Origin of the sequence: uncultured Pseudomonas sp., from assembly GCF_913774235.1 — a bacterium.
GTDB lineage: Bacteria > Pseudomonadota > Gammaproteobacteria > Pseudomonadales > Pseudomonadaceae > Chryseomonas.
Map to the genome: position 1 here is coordinate 185,072 of NZ_CAJYDW010000005.1, position 21,646 is coordinate 206,717.

General features: G+C 64.1%; 15 protein-coding genes. 5 read left to right on the forward strand and 10 right to left on the reverse strand.

The window, feature by feature from the left end; all coding sequences use genetic code 11:
- Positions 1-62 precede the first annotated feature (62 nt).
- The 3 genes from QZ471_RS03365 to QZ471_RS03375 all read right to left on the reverse strand — a co-directional run bounded on the left by QZ471_RS03365 (position 63) and on the right by QZ471_RS03375 (position 2,278).
- Positions 63-875, reverse strand: a complete 813-nt coding sequence (locus tag QZ471_RS03365; RefSeq protein ID WP_295460869.1) for an HDOD domain-containing protein — start codon at positions 873-875, stop codon at positions 63-65.
- A 183-nt stretch (positions 876-1,058) separates the two neighbouring features.
- Positions 1,059-1,787, reverse strand: coding sequence for a UDP-2,3-diacylglucosamine diphosphatase (gene lpxH / locus QZ471_RS03370; protein ID WP_295460870.1), 729 nt, complete (start codon positions 1,785-1,787; stop codon positions 1,059-1,061).
- Entirely contained in the window at positions 1,784-2,278 is a 495-nt protein-coding gene (locus tag QZ471_RS03375; RefSeq protein ID WP_058794534.1) for a peptidylprolyl isomerase, read from the reverse strand. Before QZ471_RS03375 ends, lpxH begins: the two co-directional genes overlap by 4 nt.
- Positions 2,279-2,426: 148 nt before the next feature.
- Here QZ471_RS03375 and QZ471_RS03380 point away from each other — a divergent pair, with 148 nt between their 5' ends.
- Positions 2,427-4,115 (forward strand): glutamine--tRNA ligase/YqeY domain fusion protein, encoded by a 1,689-nt coding sequence (locus tag QZ471_RS03380; RefSeq protein WP_295460871.1) that lies wholly within the window; start codon positions 2,427-2,429, stop codon positions 4,113-4,115.
- The gene (gene cysS, locus QZ471_RS03385; RefSeq protein WP_295460872.1) at positions 4,115-5,500 is read left to right on the forward strand and encodes a cysteine--tRNA ligase; all 1,386 of its coding nucleotides are present in this window, start codon (positions 4,115-4,117) and stop codon (positions 5,498-5,500) included. Before QZ471_RS03380 ends, cysS begins: the two co-directional genes overlap by 1 nt.
- A gap of 296 nt (positions 5,501-5,796) precedes the next feature.
- Here the strand turns inward: cysS and QZ471_RS03390 are convergent, their stop codons facing one another.
- Positions 5,797-7,113: a DEAD/DEAH box helicase gene (locus tag QZ471_RS03390; protein ID WP_295460873.1), complete on the reverse strand. Its 1,317-nt coding sequence runs from the start codon at positions 7,111-7,113 to the stop codon at positions 5,797-5,799.
- 138 nt (positions 7,114-7,251) lie between these two features.
- On the opposite strand from QZ471_RS03390, the gene QZ471_RS03395 reads away from it, so the two are divergent.
- A complete protein-coding gene (locus QZ471_RS03395) occupies positions 7,252-9,141 on the forward strand; it encodes an alkaline phosphatase family protein (RefSeq protein ID WP_295460874.1) in 1,890 nt (629 codons plus the stop codon).
- Here QZ471_RS03395 and QZ471_RS03400 read toward each other — a convergent pair.
- Positions 9,138-10,370, reverse strand: a complete 1,233-nt coding sequence (locus QZ471_RS03400) for a TIGR03862 family flavoprotein (protein ID WP_295460875.1) — start codon at positions 10,368-10,370, stop codon at positions 9,138-9,140. The two genes, QZ471_RS03395 and QZ471_RS03400, sit on opposite strands and share 4 nt — an antisense overlap.
- A gap of 960 nt (positions 10,371-11,330) precedes the next feature.
- Here QZ471_RS03400 and QZ471_RS03405 point away from each other — a divergent pair.
- Positions 11,331-15,062 carry an autotransporter domain-containing protein gene (locus tag QZ471_RS03405; protein WP_295460876.1) on the forward strand — a complete coding sequence of 1,244 codons (3,732 nt, stop codon included), beginning with the start codon at positions 11,331-11,333 and terminating at the stop codon, positions 15,060-15,062.
- Between the two features lie 153 nt (positions 15,063-15,215).
- On the opposite strand, the gene QZ471_RS03410 is transcribed toward QZ471_RS03405, so the two are convergent.
- The 5 genes from QZ471_RS03410 to QZ471_RS03430 form a co-directional block, all read right to left on the reverse strand.
- Complete coding sequence (locus tag QZ471_RS03410) at positions 15,216-16,457, reverse strand: zinc-dependent alcohol dehydrogenase (protein WP_295460877.1); 1,242 nt, start codon at positions 16,455-16,457, stop codon at positions 15,216-15,218.
- A 154-nt stretch (positions 16,458-16,611) separates the two neighbouring features.
- Positions 16,612-17,385, reverse strand: a complete 774-nt coding sequence (locus QZ471_RS03415) for an NYN domain-containing protein (RefSeq protein WP_295460878.1) — start codon at positions 17,383-17,385, stop codon at positions 16,612-16,614.
- Positions 17,386-17,397: 12 nt separating this feature from the next.
- A complete protein-coding gene (locus QZ471_RS03420; RefSeq protein WP_295460879.1) occupies positions 17,398-18,324 on the reverse strand; it encodes a histone deacetylase in 927 nt (308 codons plus the stop codon).
- Positions 18,321-18,953 (reverse strand): exopolysaccharide biosynthesis protein, encoded by a 633-nt coding sequence (locus QZ471_RS03425; RefSeq protein ID WP_295460880.1) that lies wholly within the window; start codon positions 18,951-18,953, stop codon positions 18,321-18,323. Before QZ471_RS03425 ends, QZ471_RS03420 begins: the two co-directional genes overlap by 4 nt.
- Positions 18,950-20,569: a histidine kinase famiy protein gene (locus QZ471_RS03430; RefSeq protein WP_295460881.1), complete on the reverse strand. Its 1,620-nt coding sequence runs from the start codon at positions 20,567-20,569 to the stop codon at positions 18,950-18,952. Before QZ471_RS03430 ends, QZ471_RS03425 begins: the two co-directional genes overlap by 4 nt.
- A 170-nt stretch (positions 20,570-20,739) precedes the next feature.
- Here QZ471_RS03430 and tesB point away from each other — a divergent pair, with 170 nt between their 5' ends.
- Positions 20,740-21,600, forward strand: coding sequence for an acyl-CoA thioesterase II (gene tesB / locus QZ471_RS03435; protein ID WP_295460882.1), 861 nt, complete (start codon positions 20,740-20,742; stop codon positions 21,598-21,600).
- The last annotated feature ends 46 nt before the right edge of the window (positions 21,601-21,646 follow it).

Sequence of the window (21,646 nt, forward strand, 5' to 3'; positions counted from 1 at the left end):
AACCCCTGAGGGCTACGCCCCAGGGGTTTTTTGTTGCCCGGCGTTCGCTAGTCTCTTCGGGCTCAGGCGGCCTGGCAGAAGGTCGCCGCGGTGTCCCGGGCGCTGGGCAGCGTCGAAACCAGTTGTTCGAGATCGATACTGGCGAACAGCGGGCCACTCAGGTCCAGCACCCTGCTGTCACCGGCGCTCTCGTGCAGCACCTCGGCCACGGCGACCGCCTGGGCCACGATCAGGGCATAGCCGTTGCCCTCGGGCGCCTGCAGCGGGCGAGCCTGGAAGGCGATTGCATCGCGTAGTACCTGCGGTAGCTGCCAGCGGCGCGCGAGTTCAGCACCTACTTCCGGATAGCCGAAGCCCAGTTGCAGGGTCTCGTCGGCGGCGCGATGGCTGCTGGCGGTGCCCGGTCCGGCCAGGCTTGGCGCCAGTTCCGGCGCGCCGCTCTGGATCAACAGCTCGCCGATGTCATGGAGCATGCCGCAGGTGAAGGCGGTCTCCTGGTCCAGGCCGGCCTGCTTGGCCAGTGGCTTGCACAGGCTGGCGACCAGAAAGCTGTTGTACCAGAAGGCCTGCAGGTCGAAGCCGGGCGCGGCCTTGAAGCCACCGGTGAAGGCCGAGGCCAGGACCAGGGTACGCAGGGTATTGAAGCCCAGGCACAGGGCGGCGTCTTCGATGCTCGTGGATTCGCGGGCGCCGCGGAAGCGCGCCGAGTTGGCCAGGCGCAGCACCTTGGCGGCGATGACCGGGTCGCGGGCCACGGTGCGGGCGAGTTTTTCGATGCTGGTATTGGGGTCGTCGAATTGCTGGATGAGGATCTGCGCCACCTCGGGAACGTTGGGCAGATTGTGCAGCTGGTCAAACAGGGTTTCGAGTTGCATGAACGGTCTCCGAGGAATGGATATATCTCCTTACATCCTCATCATCGGTCGCTCTTGCAGATTTCTGAAATCGCTATGTGACGATCGGTCGCAGGGGCTCTGGGGCGGCGTTTTCGAATATCCGAAAAACCTTTTACTGCCAGAGGGTTAGCGAGGTCGCAAGAACCTCGTCTGGACGTCTGACTACCGTTCGTCGAGGGCGAAGCTCCGTTGCGTCAGGCCGGCGGGAGTGGCTTCCAGCACCCAGCCGCGGCTATCCCAATCACCCAGGACCAGGCGTTGTGCGGCCTGGCCGTTCACCTGCAACTCGTGGGTAGCGGGTCTGTGGGTGTGTCCGTGGATGAGGGTAGTGACCCCGGCAGCACGCATTTCCCGTTCGACTTCGGCTTCGGTGACATCGGTGATGTCCATCGCCTTGGCGCGAGTCTGCTGGCGGCTTTCATTGCGTAACTTGCGCGCCAGCTTCTGGCGGCTGGCCAGCGACAGGTGGCGCAGGACGAAGAGGGTGAGGGGATTGCGCAGGATGCGGCGCAGTTTCTGGTAGCCCTCGTCACGGGTGCACAGGGTATCGCCATGCATCAGCAGCACGCTCCGGCCATGGAAGTCGGCGATGTGGCGATCCGGCAACAAACGGCAGCCGGCCTGGCGACAGAAGGCCTTGCCAATGAGAAAGTCACGATTGCCATGCATCAGGTAGATGGCCGTACCGCTGTCGGCCAACTGGCGCAGGGCGGTGGCGATCTCTCGCTCGAAAGGCCCCATGGCATCGTCGCCGATCCAGGCTTCGAACAGGTCGCCGAGAATATAGAGCGCCTCAGCGCCACGGGCACGCGTCTCAAGAAGATGCAAAAACGCCCGGACGATGTCCGGGCGTTGCGGTTCGAGATGCAGGTCGGAGACCAGTAGGATCACTCGACGATCTCGGCCTTCTCGATGATGACGTCTTCGCTCGGCACGTCCTGGTGACCGGCCTTGCTGGTGGTGGCGACGCCCTTGATAGCGTTGACCACGTCCATGCCCTCGACCACCTTGCCGAACACCGCATAGCCCCAACCCTGGCTGGTGGGCGCGGTGTGGTTGAGGAAGGTGTTGTCGGACACGTTGATGAAGAACTGCGCCGAGGCGGAGTGCGGGTCCATGGTCCGGGCCATGGCAACGGTACCGACCGCGTTGGAAACGCCGTTGTTGGCTTCGTTCTTGATCGGGGCGCGGGTGGGCTTCTGCTTCATGCCCGGCTCGAAACCACCGCCCTGGATCATGAAGTTGCCGATCACGCGGTGGAAGATGGTGCCGTCGTAGTGACCGCTCTTGACGTATTCCTTGAAGTTGGCCGCGGTTTCGGGCGCCTTGTCCTCGAACAGTTCCAGGGTGATGACGCCGTGGTTGGTGTGCAGCTTGATCATGGCAGCGAATCCGTAAGCTTGAGGGAGACAGCATCCAGACCCGGCGAGGGCCTCAAGGGTTTCGCCGGGACTTGACGGGTTGGGCTATGATACGGGTTTACCTTTGCCCGGCCTACCCTGGCCGTGCGCCTGCCCAGTTAAGGATCCCATGAGCAAGCCGACTTCCGACTCGTCCACCGCCGCCAAAGCCGCCCCCGCGCATTTCCTGCGGCAGATCGTCCAGGCCGACCTGGACGCCGGCAAGCAGGCCAAGATCGTCACCCGTTTTCCCCCGGAGCCCAATGGCTACCTGCACATCGGCCATGCCAAGTCGATCTGCGTGAACTTCGGCCTGGCCAAGGAATTCGGCGGCGACTGCCATCTGCGTTTCGACGATACCAACCCGGCCAAGGAAGACCAGGAATACATCGATGCCATCAAGAGCGATGTGCACTGGCTGGGCTTCGATTGGGCCGGTGAGGTGCGCTACGCCTCCAGCTATTTCGACCAGCTCTATGCCTGGGCCGTCAACCTGATCGAGCAGGGTCTGGCCTACGTCTGCGACCTCACCCCCGAGCAGGCCCGCGAATACCGTGGCAGCCTCACCGAGCCGGGTCGCAACAGCCCCTTCCGCGACCGTTCGGTGGCCGAGAACCTGGACTTGTTCGCCCGCATGAAGGCCGGTGAATTCAAGGATGGCGAGAAGGTGCTGCGCGCCAAGATCGACATGGCCTCGCCCAACATGAACCTGCGCGATCCCATCCTCTATCGCATCCGCCATGCCCATCACCACCAGACCGGTGATGCCTGGTGCATCTACCCGAGCTACGATTTCACCCATGGCCAATCCGATGCCATCGAGGGCGTGACCCACTCCATCTGCACCCTGGAGTTCGAGGACCATCGTCCGCTCTACGAGTGGTTCCTGGCCAAGCTGCCGGTGCCGGCCGAGCCTCGCCAGTACGAATTTGCTCGCCTTAACCTGAACTACACCGTCACCAGCAAGCGCAAGCTCAAGCAGCTGGTGGACGAAGGCCATGTGAATGGCTGGGACGACCCGCGCATGTCGACCCTGTCGGGCTATCGCCGTCGCGGCTACACCCCGGCGTCCATCCGCAACTTCTGCGAGATGATCGGCGTGACCCGCTCCAACGGCGTAGTCGATGTAGCCATGCTGGAATTCGCCATCCGCGAGGACCTGGACCAGAACGCCCCCCGCGCCATGTGCGTGCTCAAACCGCTCAAGGTGGTGATCACCAACTACCCCGAGGGCCAGGTGGAGAATCTGGAACTGGCGCGCCATCCCAAGCAGGACTTGGGCGTGCGGCAGCTGCCCTTCACCCGCGAGCTGTACATCGACCAGGGTGACTACGAAGAGAATCCGCCCAAGGGCTACAAGCGTCTGGAGCCGGGTGGTGAAGTACGGTTGCGCGGCAGCTATGTGATCCGTGCCGATGAAGCCATCAAGGACGCCGACGGCAAGGTCGTCGAACTGCGCTGCAGCTACGACCCGGACACCCTGGGCAAGAACCCCGAGGGCCGCAAGGTCAAGGGCGTGATCCACTGGGTGCCAGCCGAGGGCAGCGTGGAGTGCGAGGTGCGCCTCTATGATCGGCTGTTCCGTTCGGCCCAGCCGGAGAAGAGCGAGGAGGGCGGCAGCTTCCTCGACAACATCAATCCCGAGTCCCTGGTCGTGCTCCAGGGCTGCCGCGCCGAGCCGTCGCTGGCCCAGGCGGAGCCGGAAGACCGCTTCCAGTTCGAGCGTGAAGGCTACTTCTGCGTCGATCTCAAGGATTCGACGCCCGGCAAGCCGGTGTTCAACCGCACCGTGACCCTGCGCGATTCCTGGGGGCAATGATGGCGCTGCACCTCTACAACACCCTGACCAAGACCAAGGAAGCCTTCACCCCGCTGGTGCCGGGCCAGGTGCGCATGTACGTCTGCGGCATGACCGTCTATGACTACTGCCACCTGGGTCATGGGCGCAGCATGGTGGCCTTCGACGTCATCACCCGCTGGTTGCGCCATAGCGGCTACGACCTCACCTATGTGCGCAACATCACCGACATCGACGACAAGATCATCAATCGCGCCAATGCCAACGGCGAGCCCTTCACCGACCTGGTAGGCCGGATGATCGAGGCCATGCACGAGGACGAGGCACGGCTGAACATCAAGAAGCCCGATCAGGAGCCGCGCGCCACCGACCATATCGGCGGCATGCACGCCATGATCCAGACCCTGATCGACAAGGGTTACGCCTACGCCCCAGGCAATGGTGACGTCTACTACCGGGTCAATCGTTTCGCCGGCTACGGCAAGCTGTCGCGGCGGCGCATCGAGGACCTGCGCATCGGTGCCCGCATCGAGCCGGGCGAGGCCAAGGAAGACCCGCTGGACTTCGTGCTGTGGAAGGGCGCCAAGCCGGGCGAGCCGAGCTGGGCGTCGCCCTGGGGCGAAGGCCGGCCGGGCTGGCACATCGAGTGCTCGGTGATGTCCACCTGCTGCCTGGGCGAAACCTTCGACATCCATGGCGGTGGCAACGACCTGGAATTCCCGCACCACGAGAACGAGATCGCCCAGAGCGAGGCGGCTACCGGCAAGACCTACGCCAACGCCTGGCTGCACTGCGGGATGATCACCATCAATGGCGAGAAGATGTCCAAGTCGCTGGGCAACTTCTTCACCCTGCGCGAGGTGCTAGAGAAGTACCACCCGGAGGTGGTGCGCTACCTGCTGATCGCCAGCCACTACCGCAGTCCGATCAACTATTCGGAAGACAACCTGCGCGAAGCCAAGGGTGCTCTGGAGCGCTTCTACCATGCGCTCAAGGGCCTGCCCCAGGCGCCGGCCCAGGGTGGTGAGAACTACGCTGAGCGTTTCGCCCAGTGCATGGACGACGACTTCAACACCGCCGGTGCCTGTGGCGTGCTGTTCGAGCTGGCGCGCGAGATCAACCGCCTGCGGGAGAGCGATCCCGCCGCGGCGGCTGGTCTGGCCGGGCGTCTGCGTGAGCTGGGCGAGGTGCTGGGCGTGCTGCAACTGGAGCCGGAAGCCTTCCTGCGCGCCGATGCGGCGGGTCGGGTGGATGCGGCCGAGGTCGAGGCGCTGATCCAGGCTCGTCTTGCGGCTCGTGCGGAAAAGAACTGGGCGGAATCCGACCGCATCCGTGATCAGCTCACCGCCCTGGGCGTGGTGCTGGAAGACGGCAAGGGCGGCACCACCTGGCGCCTGGCGGAGTAAGCGACGCTAGCAGCGGATAACGGCGCAGCCTTTTTCACGCGTCGAAGTTGTATCGCGGCCATGTCGGTCCGCCGATGCGGCCGCTCCTACAGGTACGGATTCTCTTGTAGGAGCGGCCCATGGCCGCGATTAGCAGAACACCAGAGCCCCTAGGCGTAGCCGCATTGGCGAACCGCCATGGCCGCGACCAGCGCGTGGTGTGATCACGGCGCTAGCCTCATCCCATCCCTGCGACAAGTTGCAAGGCCGCCCCCGGAAAACGCTCCGCGGTTTTCCAGACTACGGGGCTCGCTGCCTTACGGCTTCTTGCGCGCCTTGCCGAAACCGGGCGATTTACGCACGGACTTGACCTTGGGCTTGCCGTCTTCGACCCAACGACCCAGCGGCTTGTCCGACACCGGCGCCCCGACCTTGGGCTTTTTCGGCTTCTTGGGCTTCTTCACCACCAGCCCATTGGGCCGGGTTTCCGGGACACGGTGATCGGGGATGAAGTCCGGTTCGTCGCGGCGCTGCAAGACCTGACCGATTAGCGTCTCGATGGCCGCCAGTTGCTCCACTTCATCCGCGCAAACCAGCGAGACCGCTTGGCCCTGGTTGCCGGCGCGCCCGGTCCGGCCAATGCGGTGGACGTAGTCCTCGGCGACGATGGGCAGGTCCAGGTTGACCACCAGCGGCAGGTCCTGGATGTCCAGGCCACGAGCGGCGACGTCGGTGGCCACCAGGATGTCCGCCTCGCCAGCCTTGAAGCGGGCGAGGGCGCGCAACCGCGCGGGCTGGGGCTTGTCGCCATGGATGGATTCCGCCGCCAGGCCCTCGGCCTGCAGCGCCTCCACCAGTTGCTCCACACCCTTGCGGGTCTTGGCGAACACCAGCACCTGGCCATGGCGACCGCTGCGATAGAGGTGCAGAAAGAGCTCGGTCTTGCGCTTCTTGTCGACCGGTACCACCCACTGCTTGACGGTGACGGCGGCCGTGTTGCGCGGACTGACGTCGATCGTCTGGGGATCGCGCAGCACCGGGGCGGCCAGCTGGCGCACGGCGTCGGAGAAGGTCGCCGAGAACAGCAGGGTCTGGCGCTTGCGCGGCAGCATGACGAACAGCTCGCCCAGTTGCCGGGAAAAGCCCAGGTCGAGCATGCGATCGGCTTCGTCCAACACCAGCACCTGCACCTGGTCGAAGCGCACGGCGTTCTGGCTGAACAGGTCGAGCAGGCGCCCTGGTGTTGCCACCAGCACGTCCACGCCCTTGCGCAGCTTCATCATCTGCGGATTGATGCTCACGCCACCGTAGGCCACCGCGGTGCGCAGCGGCAGGTGCTGGGCATAGTCGCGCAGACTGGCATGGACCTGTTCGGCCAGCTCGCGGGTGGGGGTGAGGATCAGCGCACGGATATGGTTGGGCGCCACCGCCGGGCCTTCCTGTACCAGCCGCTGCAGCAGCGGCAGCCCGAAGGCACCGGTCTTGCCGGTACCGGTCTGGGCGGCGGCCAGCAGGTCGCGACCGGCCAGCACCGCCGGGATGGCCTGGCGCTGGATGGGAGTGGGAGAGCTGTGCTCGAGGGCGGTGAGCGCCTGCAGCAGCGGATCTATGAGGCCGAGGTCGGCGAAGGTCATGACGGGCCCGGATGGCGACGAAAAGGGAGCGAATTCTAGGCCGACTGTGAGGCGCGCTCAAACTTTGTAGCCAAGCGGCGGCTGCACGCGGAATCCCGCCACGGCATAGTGGTCTGTCCTGCATCCCTAGGAGAATCCATGATCGCTACGCCTCCCTTGCCTCCGGTGCTGGCTGGCCCGCTGCTGCGGCGTACGGAAGGCTCGCGGTTGCTGCTCTGGCTGGTGACCACCGCGGCCGAGGCGCCTGTCCCGCGGCTCTGGCAAGGGGAGGCCGAGCTGCAGGTGCAAGGCGAGATCCAGTGCCTGCGCCTGGGTGAGCGGGCCTATCTGCAACTGATCGAGGTAAGGCCGGCCGCCGAATTGCCGGTGGATACCTTCCTCCACTATGACCTGCAATTGTCCACAGGTGGAATACGCGACTGGGCGCCGCACCTGCTGACGGAGCAGGGCGCGCTGCCAAGTTTCGTGCTGCGGCGGCGCTACGATCATCTGCTCCACGGCTCCTGTCGCAAGCCTCATCATGCCTCGGCCGATGGCCTGGTGGCGGTCGATCGCCTGCTGCAGGGCTGCACGACGCCCGAGGAGCGGCCGGCAGCCCTGTTGCTGACCGGCGATCAGGTCTATGCCGACGACGTGGCCGGCCCCATGCTGCTGGCCGTGCAGGCGCTGATCCGCCGCCTTGGGCTGTATGGCGAGTTCCTCGAAGGTGCGGTGGTGGCAGACAGTGATGCCCTGATGGCCCATGCCGCCAATCTCTATCATCGCGAGGATCTGCTGCCTGCCTTCAAGTCCAACCGGGCACTGCGCGAGCGTTTCTTCGGCGGAGTGGAGAAGCCCATCTTCACCTCGACCAATGCCCACAATCATCTGGTGACCCTGAGCGAGGTGCTGGCGCTCTATCTGCTCTGCTGGTCGCCGACGCCCTGGACGCTGATCGAGGCAGAGCCTCCCGCGCTCGACGACCAGGACCGCGAGCGTTATGCGCGGGAGTCGCGTTGCATCGAGGGGTTCGTCTCGACCCTGCCTCAAGCGGCGCGGGCCCTGGCCAGCGTGCCGACGTTGATGATCTTCGACGACCACGATGTCACCGACGACTGGAACCTTTCCGCCCGCTGGGAAGAGACCGCCTACGGCCATCCCTTCTCGCGTCGCATCATCGGCAATGCGCTACTGGCCTATCTGCTCTGCCAGGCCTGGGGCAACGCGCCTGAATCAGTGGCCGAGCCGCTGGCGGCTACGGCTCGTCTGCTGGAAACGGCGGGGGATGATGGCAAGCTGGATTGCCCAGTGCAGAACGCCTGCATAGACGAACTGCTGGGCTTCCAGGGCTGGCACTACGTCCTGCCGACCGAGCCGCCGCTGATCGTGTTGGATACCCGCACCCGCCGCTGGCGCAGCGAGCGACGGCTGGAGCACCCCTCGGGTCTGATGGACTGGGAGGCCCTCTGCGAGCTGCAGCAGGATCTGCTGGATCATCCTTCGGCAGTGATCGTCTCGGCCGCGCCCATGTTCGGCGTCAAGCTCATCGAGGCGGTGCAGCGAATCTTCACCTGGTTCGGCCAGCCGCTGATGGTGGATGCCGAGAACTGGATGGCCCATCCCGGCGCGGCCAAGACCATGCTCAACATCTTTCGCCATCGCCGCACCCCAGGCAACTACGTGGTGCTCTCCGGCGACGTGCATTACTCCTTCGTCTACGACATCCGCATCCGCGACAGGCGCGGTGAGCCGCGGCTCTGGCAGATCACCAGCAGCGGCATCAAGAACGAATTTCCGCCACGCCTGCTGGCGACTCTGGACCGGCTCAATCGCTGGCTCTATGCGCCTTGGTCGCCGCTCAACGGCTTCACCAAGAGGCGCAAGCTGGAGCTGCAACCACGCCTGCCGGATCGACGCGATGCCGGCGAACGGCTGTGGAACGGCGCCGGCATCGGCCAGGTGCTGCTGGATGGGGAAGGGCGGCCGGCGGTGATCCGCCAGCACAATGCCGACGGCTCGCCGGCTACCGAATTCGTCGAGCGTTCCTAGCGCTGCTCCAACCAGCGCAGCACGCCTTGTCCCGCCGCACGACCACTGGCGAAGCAGGCCGTGAGCAGATAGCCGCCGGTAGGCGCTTCCCAGTCGAGCATCTCACCGGCGCAGAAGACGCCGGGCAGTTGTTTGAGCATCAGCCCTTCGTCCAGAGCCTCCAACGGCACGCCACCGGCGCTGCTGATGGCTTCGGCCAGCGGTCGCGGCCGGACCACGGTCAAAGGCAAGGCCTTGCAGGCCTGGGCCAGCCGGGCCATGTCTTGGAACGCCTCTGCTGGGGCCAACTCGCGGAGCAGGGCGGCCCGGGCACCCTCGATCCCGGCGTGGCGGCGCAGATGACTGGCGACAGACTGGCTGCCCCTTGGCCTGGCCAGGGCGCGACCGAGATCGGCGAGATCTCGCTGCGGGGCGAGGTCCATGGTCAGGGTCGCCTGGCCATCGCGGGCGATGGCTCCGCGTATCTCTGCCGACAGGGCATAGACCAGACTACCTTCGATCCCCGTTTCGGTCAGCACGAACTCACCCTGGCGCGGCGGCAGTCCGGGTAGGGCGAGCGAAGCGGGCTTGATGGGGGCACCGGCATGGCGCTCTTTTAGGAAGTCGCTCCAGCCGGCGACCTCGAAGCCACAGTTGGCCGGCTCCAGGGCGCGCAGTTCGACGCCGCGTTCCGCCAGCAAGGCCTGCCAGGCACCATCCGAGCCCAGCCGCGGCCAACTGCCACCGCCCAACGCCAAGACGCAAGCTCGGGGCTGGATAGCTCGTTCACCCTCCGGAGTGACCAGGCGTAGGCTGCCGTCGGCATCCCAACCCAGCCAGCGATTGCGGGTATGGATGCGCACGCCCTGGTCACGCAAGCGATGCAACCAGGCGCGCAGCAGGGGCGCGGCTTTCATGTCTGTGGGGAAGACCCGCCCAGAGGTGCCAACGAAGGTGTCGATGCCCAACCCATGGATCCAGGCACGCAGGGCGTCGCTGTCGAAGCTATCGAGCCACTGGCCGACCCCTGTTTCGCGCTCGCGATAGCGTTGGCGAAAAGCGGTCTGGCCCTCGGCATGGGTAATGTTCATGCCCCCGACACCCGCCAGCAGGAACTTGCGGCCCACCGAGGGCATGGCATCGAAGAGATCTACTGGAATGCCCGCAGCGGCCAGGGTCTCGGCCGCCATCAGACCGGCAGGGCCACCTCCGATGACAGCGACGGTGGCGGTGGCAGAGGAGAGAGGCATGGCGGCATCCAGCAGAACGGAAAACCGCCATTGTACGCGAGGCAGTTAGAGTCTGTTCAGCCGCTGTTCCCTTGTTTCAATCTTATTGCTCTACCTAGTCGACCCCCGATGAAAAAGCGCAGTAGAACTTCCAATGGCTTAACAACTGCAGGTGAGATGTCACGCCGTGCCTGTAGGGAGATTTTACTGAGTGCGTACTGGGCTCGTGCTAGATATTATCTGCAAAAGTTTTTTTCTGAGGTTTCGAGTTTTCTTGGGTCATGGCTTTTTGTTCGGGCTTCCTCTATGTTTGAAAGAATTTTCTGATGCGGCGGAGAGGCAGCTAGGTTTGGCTCATAGGTGCTTGTAATTGCTGATGGCTGGCTTGTTGTCTTTGCATTAGTGTTGCTTGTAGATGGGTGGTTCTTGCTCTTTAGCCTCCGAACTATAGGTTTCGAAAGTTTTTCCGGCGCTTATTTTGGGTATTTTGATACTCGCCTGATTGCACACTGATTTCAGAGCGGCTCCGAATATGACCGTTGTGATGGGCGTTACGGCGACCAGAGGAATGAGGTTTCGGGAGGCGATCAATGTACTGGTGCTGGCTGATCGAAGTACCAGAACGCTCATTCGCGCGCAAGCTGTAATGAACAAGCCTGTGCCGCTTTACATTGCCTGGCGGTGTCAGGGCAATGCTCCCACCTATCCATTGAGGTATTCTAAATTACCCTCTGTCGCCTTGGCTTATCGGTGGTAGTAAATTACCTTTTTCTCCTTGATAGACTTCAAGTCTGCCGTTTCGCTGCCGATGACTCATGAAGAAATCATTGGCTTTAAAAGGATTTTCTTGTGAGCTCCTCTTTTGAGCAGTTTGGCCCCTCGTGGCACGCCAGCATCGTTTCGAGTGAAAACACCCTGAGAACAATTAGATTTCTCTGACTTGATAGTGGTTGTGGTTTAAATTCGAACTCTGGGTGATAAATGGCGCGCGCAACCTTCCAGCAACGGCTCTTTCTCGGCCTGGCTACACTTCTTTCGACCGTCTTCTCTGTGCCAGCGGCTTTCGCGCTTTCGAACGGCTGCGCCACGGTTAACAACCTATCGGGCTCGACATCGCTGTCCTATCAGTCCAACCGGTACCCCGCTGCGGATTTTCTACCTGGCGATGCACTGACGCTGACGTTCACCGATAGCGGTGCAGGGGCTGGCATGCCTCCCATGAATACCGACAGTGTCAGCCTGGCCCGCTATGACCTTTCAAATGGTCAGACGTACAACGCGACGAACTCCACGAGTAATACATCCCATACAGTCAGCATCACCGTTCCAACCGGTAGCCTTGAGGCGAACGGCCTGGCCGTTCGCGCCAATACCTCGCATGGCCAAATCAGCAACCTGGTATTCAACTGCACCAGCGTCTCTCAGGTATCCACCGACGCCACGCTGTCGGGTCTGGCACTTTCGGCCGGCACGCTGTCTCCCGGCTTCTCCAGCAACACGACCAGCTACACGACGTCCGTTAGCAACGCGACGACCTCCATTACCGTACGGCCTACTGCGACCGACAGTGGCAGCACCATTACCGTCAACGGGAATGCAGTCGTTTCGGGTAGCAACTCCGCCCCGATCAACCTGGCGGTTGGCTCCAACAGCGTGTCGGTCGTGGTCACGGCAGCCGATGGCCAGACCATCAAGTCCTATGCCATCAGCGTGACCCGTGCCGAAGCCGCGCCGGTGGCCAACAACGTCTCCGCCACGGTCGCCGCCAACAGCTCTAACAATGCCATCACCCTGTCGATCACCGGCACGGCCACGTCCGTCGCTGTCGCCTCCGCGGCGAGTCATGGCACGGCCACTGCGTCGGGAACCAGCATCACCTACACCCCAACGGCGGGCTACTCGGGTAGCGACTCCTTCACCTACACCGCGTCCAACGGCTCCGGTACCTCCGCGGCCGCCACGGTTACCCTGACCGTGTCTCGTCCAACATTGACCGTCACACCCGCTTCCGGGGCGTTGCCAGGTGGCCAGGTCGGTACCGCCTATAGCCAGACGATCACCGGTTCCGGCGGCTCTGCGCCCTATACCTATTCGGCTACGGGGTTGCCTGCGGGCCTTTCGCTGAATACCGCCGCGGGGACGATCAGCGGCACACCGACTGCGTCGGGTAGCTATACGCTTTCAGTCGTCGTCACTGACGCCAATGGGGCAACCGGCTCGGCCAACTACACGCTGTCCATAGCGGTGCAGCCCCCTGTGGCGGGACCTGTCTCGCTGAGTGTGGCCTCCAACAGCCGTAATAATCCCGTGACGCTCAACCTGTCGGGCGGCGCCGCTACCAGCGTTGCAGTGGCTAGCTTGCCGACCCATGGCACGGCAACAGTGTCGGGGCTTTCGATCACCTACACACCTGCCTCGGGCTACGCGGGAGCGGATAGCTTCAGCTATACCGCAACCAACGCCTCGGGTACGTCGGCGGCAGCTACTGTCACCTTGAGCGTCTCCGCGGTCGCACTCACCTTTACTCCGGCCTCGGGGGCGCTACCAGCCGGCCAGGTCGGTAACGGCTACAGCACCTCGCTCCAAGCCAGCGGAGGTACCGCACCTTATCGTTATGCCGCCACCGGCTTACCGGCTGGCCTCAACCTCGATGCCGCGAGCGGGCAGCTCAGTGGCACACCTACCGCTGCGGGTACCTACAGTGTGTCGGTCACGGCGACCGACAATGTCGGCAACACCGGCTCGGCGAGCTATAGCCTGACCATCGGGGTTGCAGCCCCTGTGGCAGCGGCGACTTCCGTGACGGTTGCGGCCAACTCCTCGAACAATGTGGTGACCCTGGCGTTGTCGGGCGGCGCGGCGACGTCGGTCGCCGTCGTGTCCGCTCCGAGCCATGGTGTGGCCGTGGCCAGCGGGACCAGCATTCGCTACACCCCCAACGCGGGTTACGCGGGCAGTGACAGCTTCACCTACAGCGCCAGCAATGCCAGTGGTACCTCGGCTGCCGCCAGTGTCTCGATCACCGTGACTGCCAGCGCGCTCGTGTTGTCGCCGGCTGCCGGCGCCTTGCCTGCTGCCAGCGTTGGTAGCGCCTACCGCCAAGTCTTCAGTGCCAATGGCGGCGTCAGCCCCTACAGCTTCAGCGCCGCTGGGCTACCGGCGGGGCTTAGCCTGGACGCGAGCTCCGGTAGTCTGTCCGGTACACCGACGAGCATGGGCAGCGCGTCTTTCTCGATCGCCGTCACCGATGCCAGCGGTACGCGGGCAAGTGCCAGTTACTCGCTCACCACCAGCGGTGTATCGCCCAAGGCGGCAGACACGACCATCGCGGTCGCCGCGGGTCAGAGTGTCAGCCTGGACCTGAGCGCGGGGGCCACGGGCGGTCCCTTCACGTCGGCGACGCTGCTGGATACGCCAGCACAAGCACTGGGCAGCGCGCGCTTGACTGGCACGGCGCTGGAGTTCACGGCGGCAGCCAGGGCCAGTGGCACAGTGGCTCTGCGTTTCACCCTGACGAACGCCTGGGGTACCTCGCAACCGGCCACTCTGACGTTGCAGATCAATGCGCGCACCGATCCCAGTCGTGATGCGGAGGTCGCTGGGGTCTTGAGCGCTCAGACGCAGAGCGCGCAGCAATTCGCCCGGGCGCAAATCAGCAATTTCACCGACCGTCTGGAGCAGCTGCATAGCCTCGATGGCCATCGCAATGCCTTCAATCTGCGCTTCAACCCCACTCAGGCCCAAGCGCGGACACTGCGGAATCCCACGTATGTCGACGACAACCAGACTGCGCTCGACCCTCTCGCCAATGTCCAGGCGCTGACGGATAACCAGCAGCCGGTAATGCACGCCTCTTCCGCGGAAAGGGGTAGCCAGCCGCTGCCCAACGGTAATCTCTCGCTGTGGACGGGGGGCTATGTAGACTTCGGCAGCACGCGCAATAGCGGTGAAAAAGTCAGCAACACCACCGTTGGCATTAGCAGTGGCATCGACGTTCGCCTGAGCAATGCATTCACGCTTGGCGTGGGTATCGGCCTCGGCAACGACAAGAGCGACATCGGGTCGTCTGGTAGCAACAGCCGTGGGACCTCCTACAGCGTGGCGGCCTATGGCAGCTATCATCCCAATGCGGTGTTCCTAGATGGCATGCTGGGCTACAGCAGGCTGCAATTCGACAGTGAGCGCTTCGTCACCGATAGCGGTCGGTATGCCAAGGGCAGGCGCAATGGCGACCAGCTGTTCGGCTCCCTGAGTTCGGGCTACGAAGTGAAAGGCCCCAACTGGCTGGTCTCGCCCTATGGTCGTGTGGATACCTCCACCACCTGGTTGCGTGGGTACAAGGAATCGAATGCCGACAGCTACAACCTCGACTATGCCGAGCAGCGTTTCTCGCTGGTCTCGGGTGTGGCCGGTGTAAGAGGGCAGTACGGTGTACCCCTGAGCTGGGCCTATCTCACCTTGCGCTCGCGCCTGGAGTTCAGCCACATCTTCAACTCCGACTCCACCGCCCGGATGGGGTATGTCGACGTCGGTGATTCGACCTATTCGATCACTACGGAGGGATTCGGCGATAACAGATTGTCGACCTCGCTCGGCGTCGATCTGTTGTGGTCTTCGGGACTGAGTACGGGGATCGGTTATCAGGGAACACGCGCGATTGGTGAGCAGTCGCGGTCGGATGCGCTTTCATTGCGGGCGGCCTATCGGTTCTAAGAAGCGAAGGCAGCAATATCTTGTGCCGGAAGCCTTCCCAAGACCTCGATTAGTACCGATAGCCAGGATGCTGGTGGTCGGCAAAAAAAGAAGGTGAGCGCCTCGGGGCTTTTCGACCAAGGCCCCCGAGGCGTTGTGGCTTCTAGACCGCTGTCAAACCGCGCCGGCCTGCCCTATCGGCGCTGCCAGAGGTTCTTCCAGCTTCTCTGGAATCAAAGGCTCGGTCCGCCCCGGAGTGAGGATCACCTTGCGGCAGTCCTCCTGCTTCTTGTCGAAGATCTTGTAGCCGTCGACCGCCTGCTCCAGGGACAACCGGTGGGTGATGATGGCCTCTGGCGCCAGGTCGCCGCGCTCGATGTGGTCGAGCAGTTCCGGCAGATAGCGCTGCACGTGGGTCTGGCCCATCTTGAAGGTCAGGCCCTTGTCGAAGGCATCGCCGAACAGGAAGCCGTGGATGAAGCCGGCATAGACCCCCGGCACACTGACACTGCCCCCACGGCGGACCGCCGCGATGCACTGGCGCAGCGCTTTGCCACTGCTGCCTTCCAGCTTCAGGTTGGCGAGGATGGTCTCGGTGGTGCTGCCCTTAGCTTCGAAGCCCACCGCATCCACCACGCCGTCCACGCCACGCTTGCCCGGTGTCTGCTCGATGATGGTGGCGGCCGGATCGTCGTCCTCGTCGAAGTTGATCGGGATGACGCCGTAGGTCTGCTGAGCATAGGCCAGGCGATAGGGGTGGTGATCGACCATGAAGATGCGCTCGGCGCCGAGCATCCTGGCGCAAGCCGCCGATAGCAGGCCTACCGGGCCGGCGCCGTAGATGGCGATGCTCGATCCCTGGCCGATGCCGGCATTGAGCACGGCCTGCCAGGCGGTGGGCAGGATGTCGGAGAGGAACAGCACCTTCTCGTCGGCCAGGGTGCCGGGCACCTTGAAAGGGCCGGTGTTGGCCTTGGGCACCCGTACGTATTCGGCTTGGCCGCCTGGTACGCCGCCATAGAGATGGCTGAAGCCGAACAGCGCCGCGCCCGGCGGGATCTGCTTCTTGTTGAGGATGGCGCCACGCCCCGTATTGGTAGTCTCGCAGGCGGCGTAGAGATCCTGGTTGCAGAAGAAGCAGCTGCCACAGGCGATGACGAAGGGGATCACTACCCGGTCGCCTTTCTGCACGGCGGTAACCGCCGGCCCGGTCTCCTCGACGATACCCATGAATTCGTGGCCGAAGATGTCGCCGTGCTCCACGGTTGGAATCTTGCCGCGATACAGGTGCAGGTCCGAGCCGCAGATGGCCGTAGCGGTCACCCGCAGGATGATGTCATCGGCGTCCTGGATGGTCGGATCGGGTACGGTATCGACGCGGACATCGTGGGCACCGTGGTAGGTCAAGGCTCGCATGGCGGTCTCCGTTAGGTAACTTTCACCTAGGGTGGAGGCCGCCTCGATAGGTGCGGTTCCTATACGTCTGACCGGTGGTATATCGGCAAGATGGTCGCTTTTCGCGATTTTTCGACGCCTTTCCGCAGGCTAGAGCCTGGCAGGCGCAACGGCGTCAACGATTGCGGATATACACCGCCTTGCCGGCGCTGCCATCGGCCGGATCGCGCTCCTGCACCTCGAAACGGTCGCTGTGGGCCTTCACCAGGCCACTGAATTTGCGATGGCCGTAAAGGCGGGCGTCGAAGTCGGGACGGACCTTGCCAAGGTTGGTGCCGACCAGACCGAGGTTGGCCCAGCCGCCCTCGTCGGAGGCATCCTCCACCGCCTGTTCGATCAGCTTGAGGATGGCGCTCAGCTTGGGTTTGCCGCGATTGCTGGTGCTGGCCTTCTCGGTCGGTACCGCTTCGCGATTATCCTCGCGCGGCTTCGACCTAAGGATCTCGGTATAGATGAATCTGTCGCAGGCCGAGACGAAGGGGTCCGGGGTCTTTTCCTCGCCGAAGCCGTAGACCGTCAGCCCTTCCTCGCGCAGTCGCGCCGCCAGGCGGGTGAAGTCGCTGTCGCTGGAGACCAGGCAGAAGCCGTCGAAGCGGCGGGTGTAGAGCAGGTCCATGGCATCGATGATCAGGGCGCTGTCGGTGGCATTCTTGCCCTTGGTGTAGCCGAATTGCTGCACCGGCTGGATGGAATGGTCGAGCAGTACCTTCTTCCAGCTGTTCAGTTGCGGCTGGGTCCAGTCGCCGTAGATGCGCTTGACGCTGGCCACGCCGAAGCGGGCGATCTCGGCCATGAGACCGTCGACGATGGCGGCCGGGGCATTGTCGGCGTCGATCAGCACGGCCAGGCGCGCCTGGCTGGATTCGGAAGGTTTGGCGGTCTTGCTCATGGAAACTCCCGTTCAGTTCAGCCCCAGCTCCTGCCAGACCTGGGTCGCGGTGTGATGGAGGATGCCGTGGCGGCGGGCCAGGGCGGTACGATCGGCCGAATAGCCACCGCCGATCACCCCTACCACCGGTATATCCGCCGCCAGGCAGCGTCGCAAGACCAGGCCGTCGCGGGCGGCGAGGCCGGTATCGGTCAGATCGAGATAGCCCAGAGCATCGTCGCGATGGACGTCCACGCCAGCGTCGTAGAGCACCACGTCCGGCTGGTAGAGCGGCAATAGGTAGTTCAGGGCGTCGTCGAGCACCCTTAGGTAGCCGGCGTCGTCGAGACCGCGGGGCAGGGGAATGTCCCAGTCGCTCGCGGCCTTGCGTGCCGGATAATTGGTGGCGCAGTGCAGGGAGACGGTCACGGCGTCCGGCACCTCGGCAAGGATGCGGGCGGTGCCGTCGCCCTGGTGGACGTCGCAGTCGAGGATCAGCACCCGGCCAGCGCGGCCGCTTTCCAGCAGCGACAGGGCCAGGATCGCCAGATCGTTGAAGATGCAGAAGCCGGCTGAATAGTCGTGATGGGCGTGATGGGTGCCGCCGGCGAGATGACAGGCCAGGCCATGGCGCAGGGCCAATTCCAGGGTCAACAGGGAGCCGCCCACGGCGCGGATGGTCCGGCGCACCAGTGGCTCGCTCCAGGGCAGCCCCAGTTGGCGCTGCAGCGGCGGTGCCAGCTCGCCGGCCTGGAAGGCGCGGATGTAGTCAGGGGCGTGGGCCAGGGCGAGCAGCTCGTCCGGGCAGAGCTCGGGGCGGTGCCAATTGTCCGCGCCCAGGATACCGCTGTCGCTCAGGTGCTCCTGCAGCAGGCGGAATTTTTCCATCGGAAAACGATGGCCGGCAGGGAAGGGCGGACTGTAGTCCTCGTGGTAGACCAGCGGCAGGCGCGTGCTCAAAACACCAGGAGCTCCAGGATGAACCAGAGGATACCGGTGCAGAAGCCCAGCGCCAGCAGGAACAGCAGGCCGTCACGGGCGATGAGCGACAGCGCGAAGGAGGTCAGCGCCAACCCCGCCGTGGTGTTGGCGAAGGGCACCAGGTCCAGCACCGGCATGGTCGCGGCGATCAGGATGCAGAGCAGGGCGGTGACGAAGTGCGCCGGGCGCGAGGTCAGCACCCGCAGGCGCGACTTGACCACCTTGTCGACCCAGCGGGCGGGCTTCTGCAGCAGCCGTAGTGACTTGCGCAGCTTGCGCCGCGAGACGTTGCGTTCCAGCACCCAGCGCGGCAGCCAGAAGTGGTCGCGCCCGAGCAGCAACTGGCCACTCACCAGCATCACGAAGACGGCGATGGCCGTGGCGATCCCCGGAATGCCGGTCAGTGGCGAGATGGCCAGCACACCGGGCAGCAGGATCATGGGGCCGAAGGAGCGACTGCCGATGGCGTCGATCAGATGATGCACCGACACCTGCTCGGGGCTGTTGCCCACCCGCTCCAGGCAGGCGAGGAAGCTCTGGAGGTCGACCGGCCCGTCCTGCCCGGTGTCACAGCTGACCGGCTCGCGCTCCAGGGCCTCGTCCTTCATGGACGGGGGACATCCAGCATGCGGCGGATCGAGCGCGTCAGATCCTGGCGGCCATAGGGCTTGTTGAGGATGGGGAAGCGTTCGCCATTGCCTTCTTCGAGTTCGAGGGCATTGTTGGCGTAGCCAGTGGTGAGCAGGATGCGCAGGTTCGGCTGGCGCCGTTGCGCCTCCTTGGCCAGCATCACCCCGTTCATGCCACCCGGCATGATCAGATCGCTGAACAGCAGGTCGATGGACGTCTCCCGCGCCAGCAGGTCCAGCGCCTGTTGGCCGTTGTGGGCGACGCATACCTGGTAGCCAGCCTCTTCGAGAATGGCCTGGGCCAGGGCCGCCACGTCGGGGCGGTCGTCCACCACCAGGATGGTCTCGGAGCCGCCACTGTCCTCGTGCGGGGTCGGCAGCGGCACCGGATGCTCGCGGGCCTCGTCTTCCGAGACCGGGAAATACAGGCGCACTGAGGTACCGACACCTTCTTCGGAATAGAGCCGGACTAGGCCGCCCGATTGCTTGAGGAAACCATAGACCATGGACAAGCCGAGACCGCTACCCTGGCCTTCTTCACGGGTAGTGAAGAAGGGGTCCAGGGCCCGACCGAGGATATCGGTGGACATCCCGCATCCGGTATCGGTCAGGGCGATGCAGACGTAGTGCCCCTGCGACAGCCCGCCGTGGGCCAAGTCCTGGCCGGTGACCTCCACATTCAGGGTCTCCAGCGTGAGGGTGCCGGTGCCCCGTTCCAGCATCGCCAGCCGGGCGTTGTCGACGATATTGAGCAGTGCCGTTTCCAGCTGGATCGGGTCCAGGCGGCAGTTCCACAGAGCCGGCGCAGGACGGAAGATGAAGCGGAAGGGTGCACCCAGGGCCTGGGCCAGCCGTCCCTGACGCCCGTCGATGAGTTTGTTCAGGTCCACGGCGCGGCCGGTCAGGCGCTGCTTGCGCGCGAAGGCGAGCAATTGCTGCGTCAGGGTCGCGGCGCGATTCACCGCGTCCCGGGTGTTGTCGACGTGGCGCCTGGCCTTATCACGATCCAACTCAGGCCGATCCAGGTTGATGCGGAGAATGTCCAGGTAGCCGACCATCACCTGCAGCAGGTTGTTGAAGTCGTGGGCGATGCCGCCGGTGAGCTGGCCGAGGGCTTCCATCTTCTGCGCCTGGCGCAGGGCATCCTCGGCGTCGCGTCGCCGGGACACGTCCAACTGCGAGGCGAAGTAGTAGATGAGTTCGCCCTGGGGATCGAGCACCGGTGAAATGAACAGCGCATTCCAGAAGGTGGTGCCGTCCTTGCGATAGTTCAGCAGCTCGACGTTACAGTCTCGCTGCTCGTGCAACGCCTGGCGAATCTCGGCGATATGATCCTGGCGGGTGTCGGGACCTTGCAGGAAGCGGCAGTTGCGCCCCAGCACCTCGTCCAGCGCATAGCCGGTGGTGCGCAGGAAGGCCTCGTTGGCGAAGATGATGGGATTGTCCGGCTGATGCGGGTCCGTCACGATCATCGGCATCCGGGTCTTCTTCACCGCAGCGAAGAAGATGTCGTTGTGTCCGAGACCCTTGCCCAATTCCGCGATCAGCGAGGACGCGGATGGGGCGGAAGACGAGGTGGCGGAGGTTTCGGTCATGAAGGGACGCCTGCGATGGGACAGCGGTACCCTCATTGTGACCATTATTCCGCCGACATGCTCCACCAATCGTCGTCATACGATGACCACGTCGCGTCGATCGAGCGCCGGCGCCCTGGGCCTGACCGGTTTTGCGTATGATGACGGCTCTCTGTCAAGGAACCCTCCCCATGAGCAAGGTGCTGGACAACCTGGTCGATCTGCTGACCCTCGAATCCCTGGCTCCCGATCTGTATCGGGGCGGCAGCCAGGACCTCGGCTTTCCCCAGCTCTTCGGTGGCCAGGTCCTGGGCCAGGCGCTGTCGGCGGCCAGCCAGACCGTGGTGGCGGAACGGCGAGTGCATTCCCTGCACGGCTACTTCCTGCGCGCGGGCTCGGCGGTGGAGCCGGTCACCTACCAGGTGGATCGCATCCGTGACGGCGGCAGCTTCTCCACCCGCCGCGTCACCGCCTTCCAGGGTGAGCAGCCGATCTTCTTCTGCAGCGCCTCCTTTCATATAGAAGAGCCGGGCTTCGAGCACCAGACGACCATGCCGGACGTGCCGGCACCTGAGACCCTCCAATCGGAGATCGCCCACGCGCAGAAGTACGCCGAGCTGATTCCTGCGCCCTTGCGGGATAAGCTGCTGGGGCCGCGGCCGATCGAGATGCGGCCGGTGGTCTTTACCGATCCCTTCAAGCCCGAACCGAGCGAACCGGTCCGCCACGTTTGGTTCCGCGCTACCGGTGACCTGCCCGACCAGCCGGCCCTGCACCGCTATCTGCTGGCCTACGCCTCGGACTTCAATCTGTTGCCCAGCTCGCTGCTGCCCCATGGCACCAGCTTCTGGGACCGTTCGCTGCAGATCGCCAGCCTCGATCACGCGGTGTGGTTCCACCGCGATTTCCGCTTGGATGACTGGTTGCTTTACGCCATCGACAGCCCCTGGGCCGGCGGTGCCCGTGGCCTGTGCCGCGGCAGCATCTATGATCGAGCTGGCCGCCTGGTGGCCTCCGTCGCCCAGGAGGGCCTGATTCGCAAGCGTGGTTGAGATCGACCCGTCTAGCTGGCTATTTGGGCGGTACGCTTATAGGCTC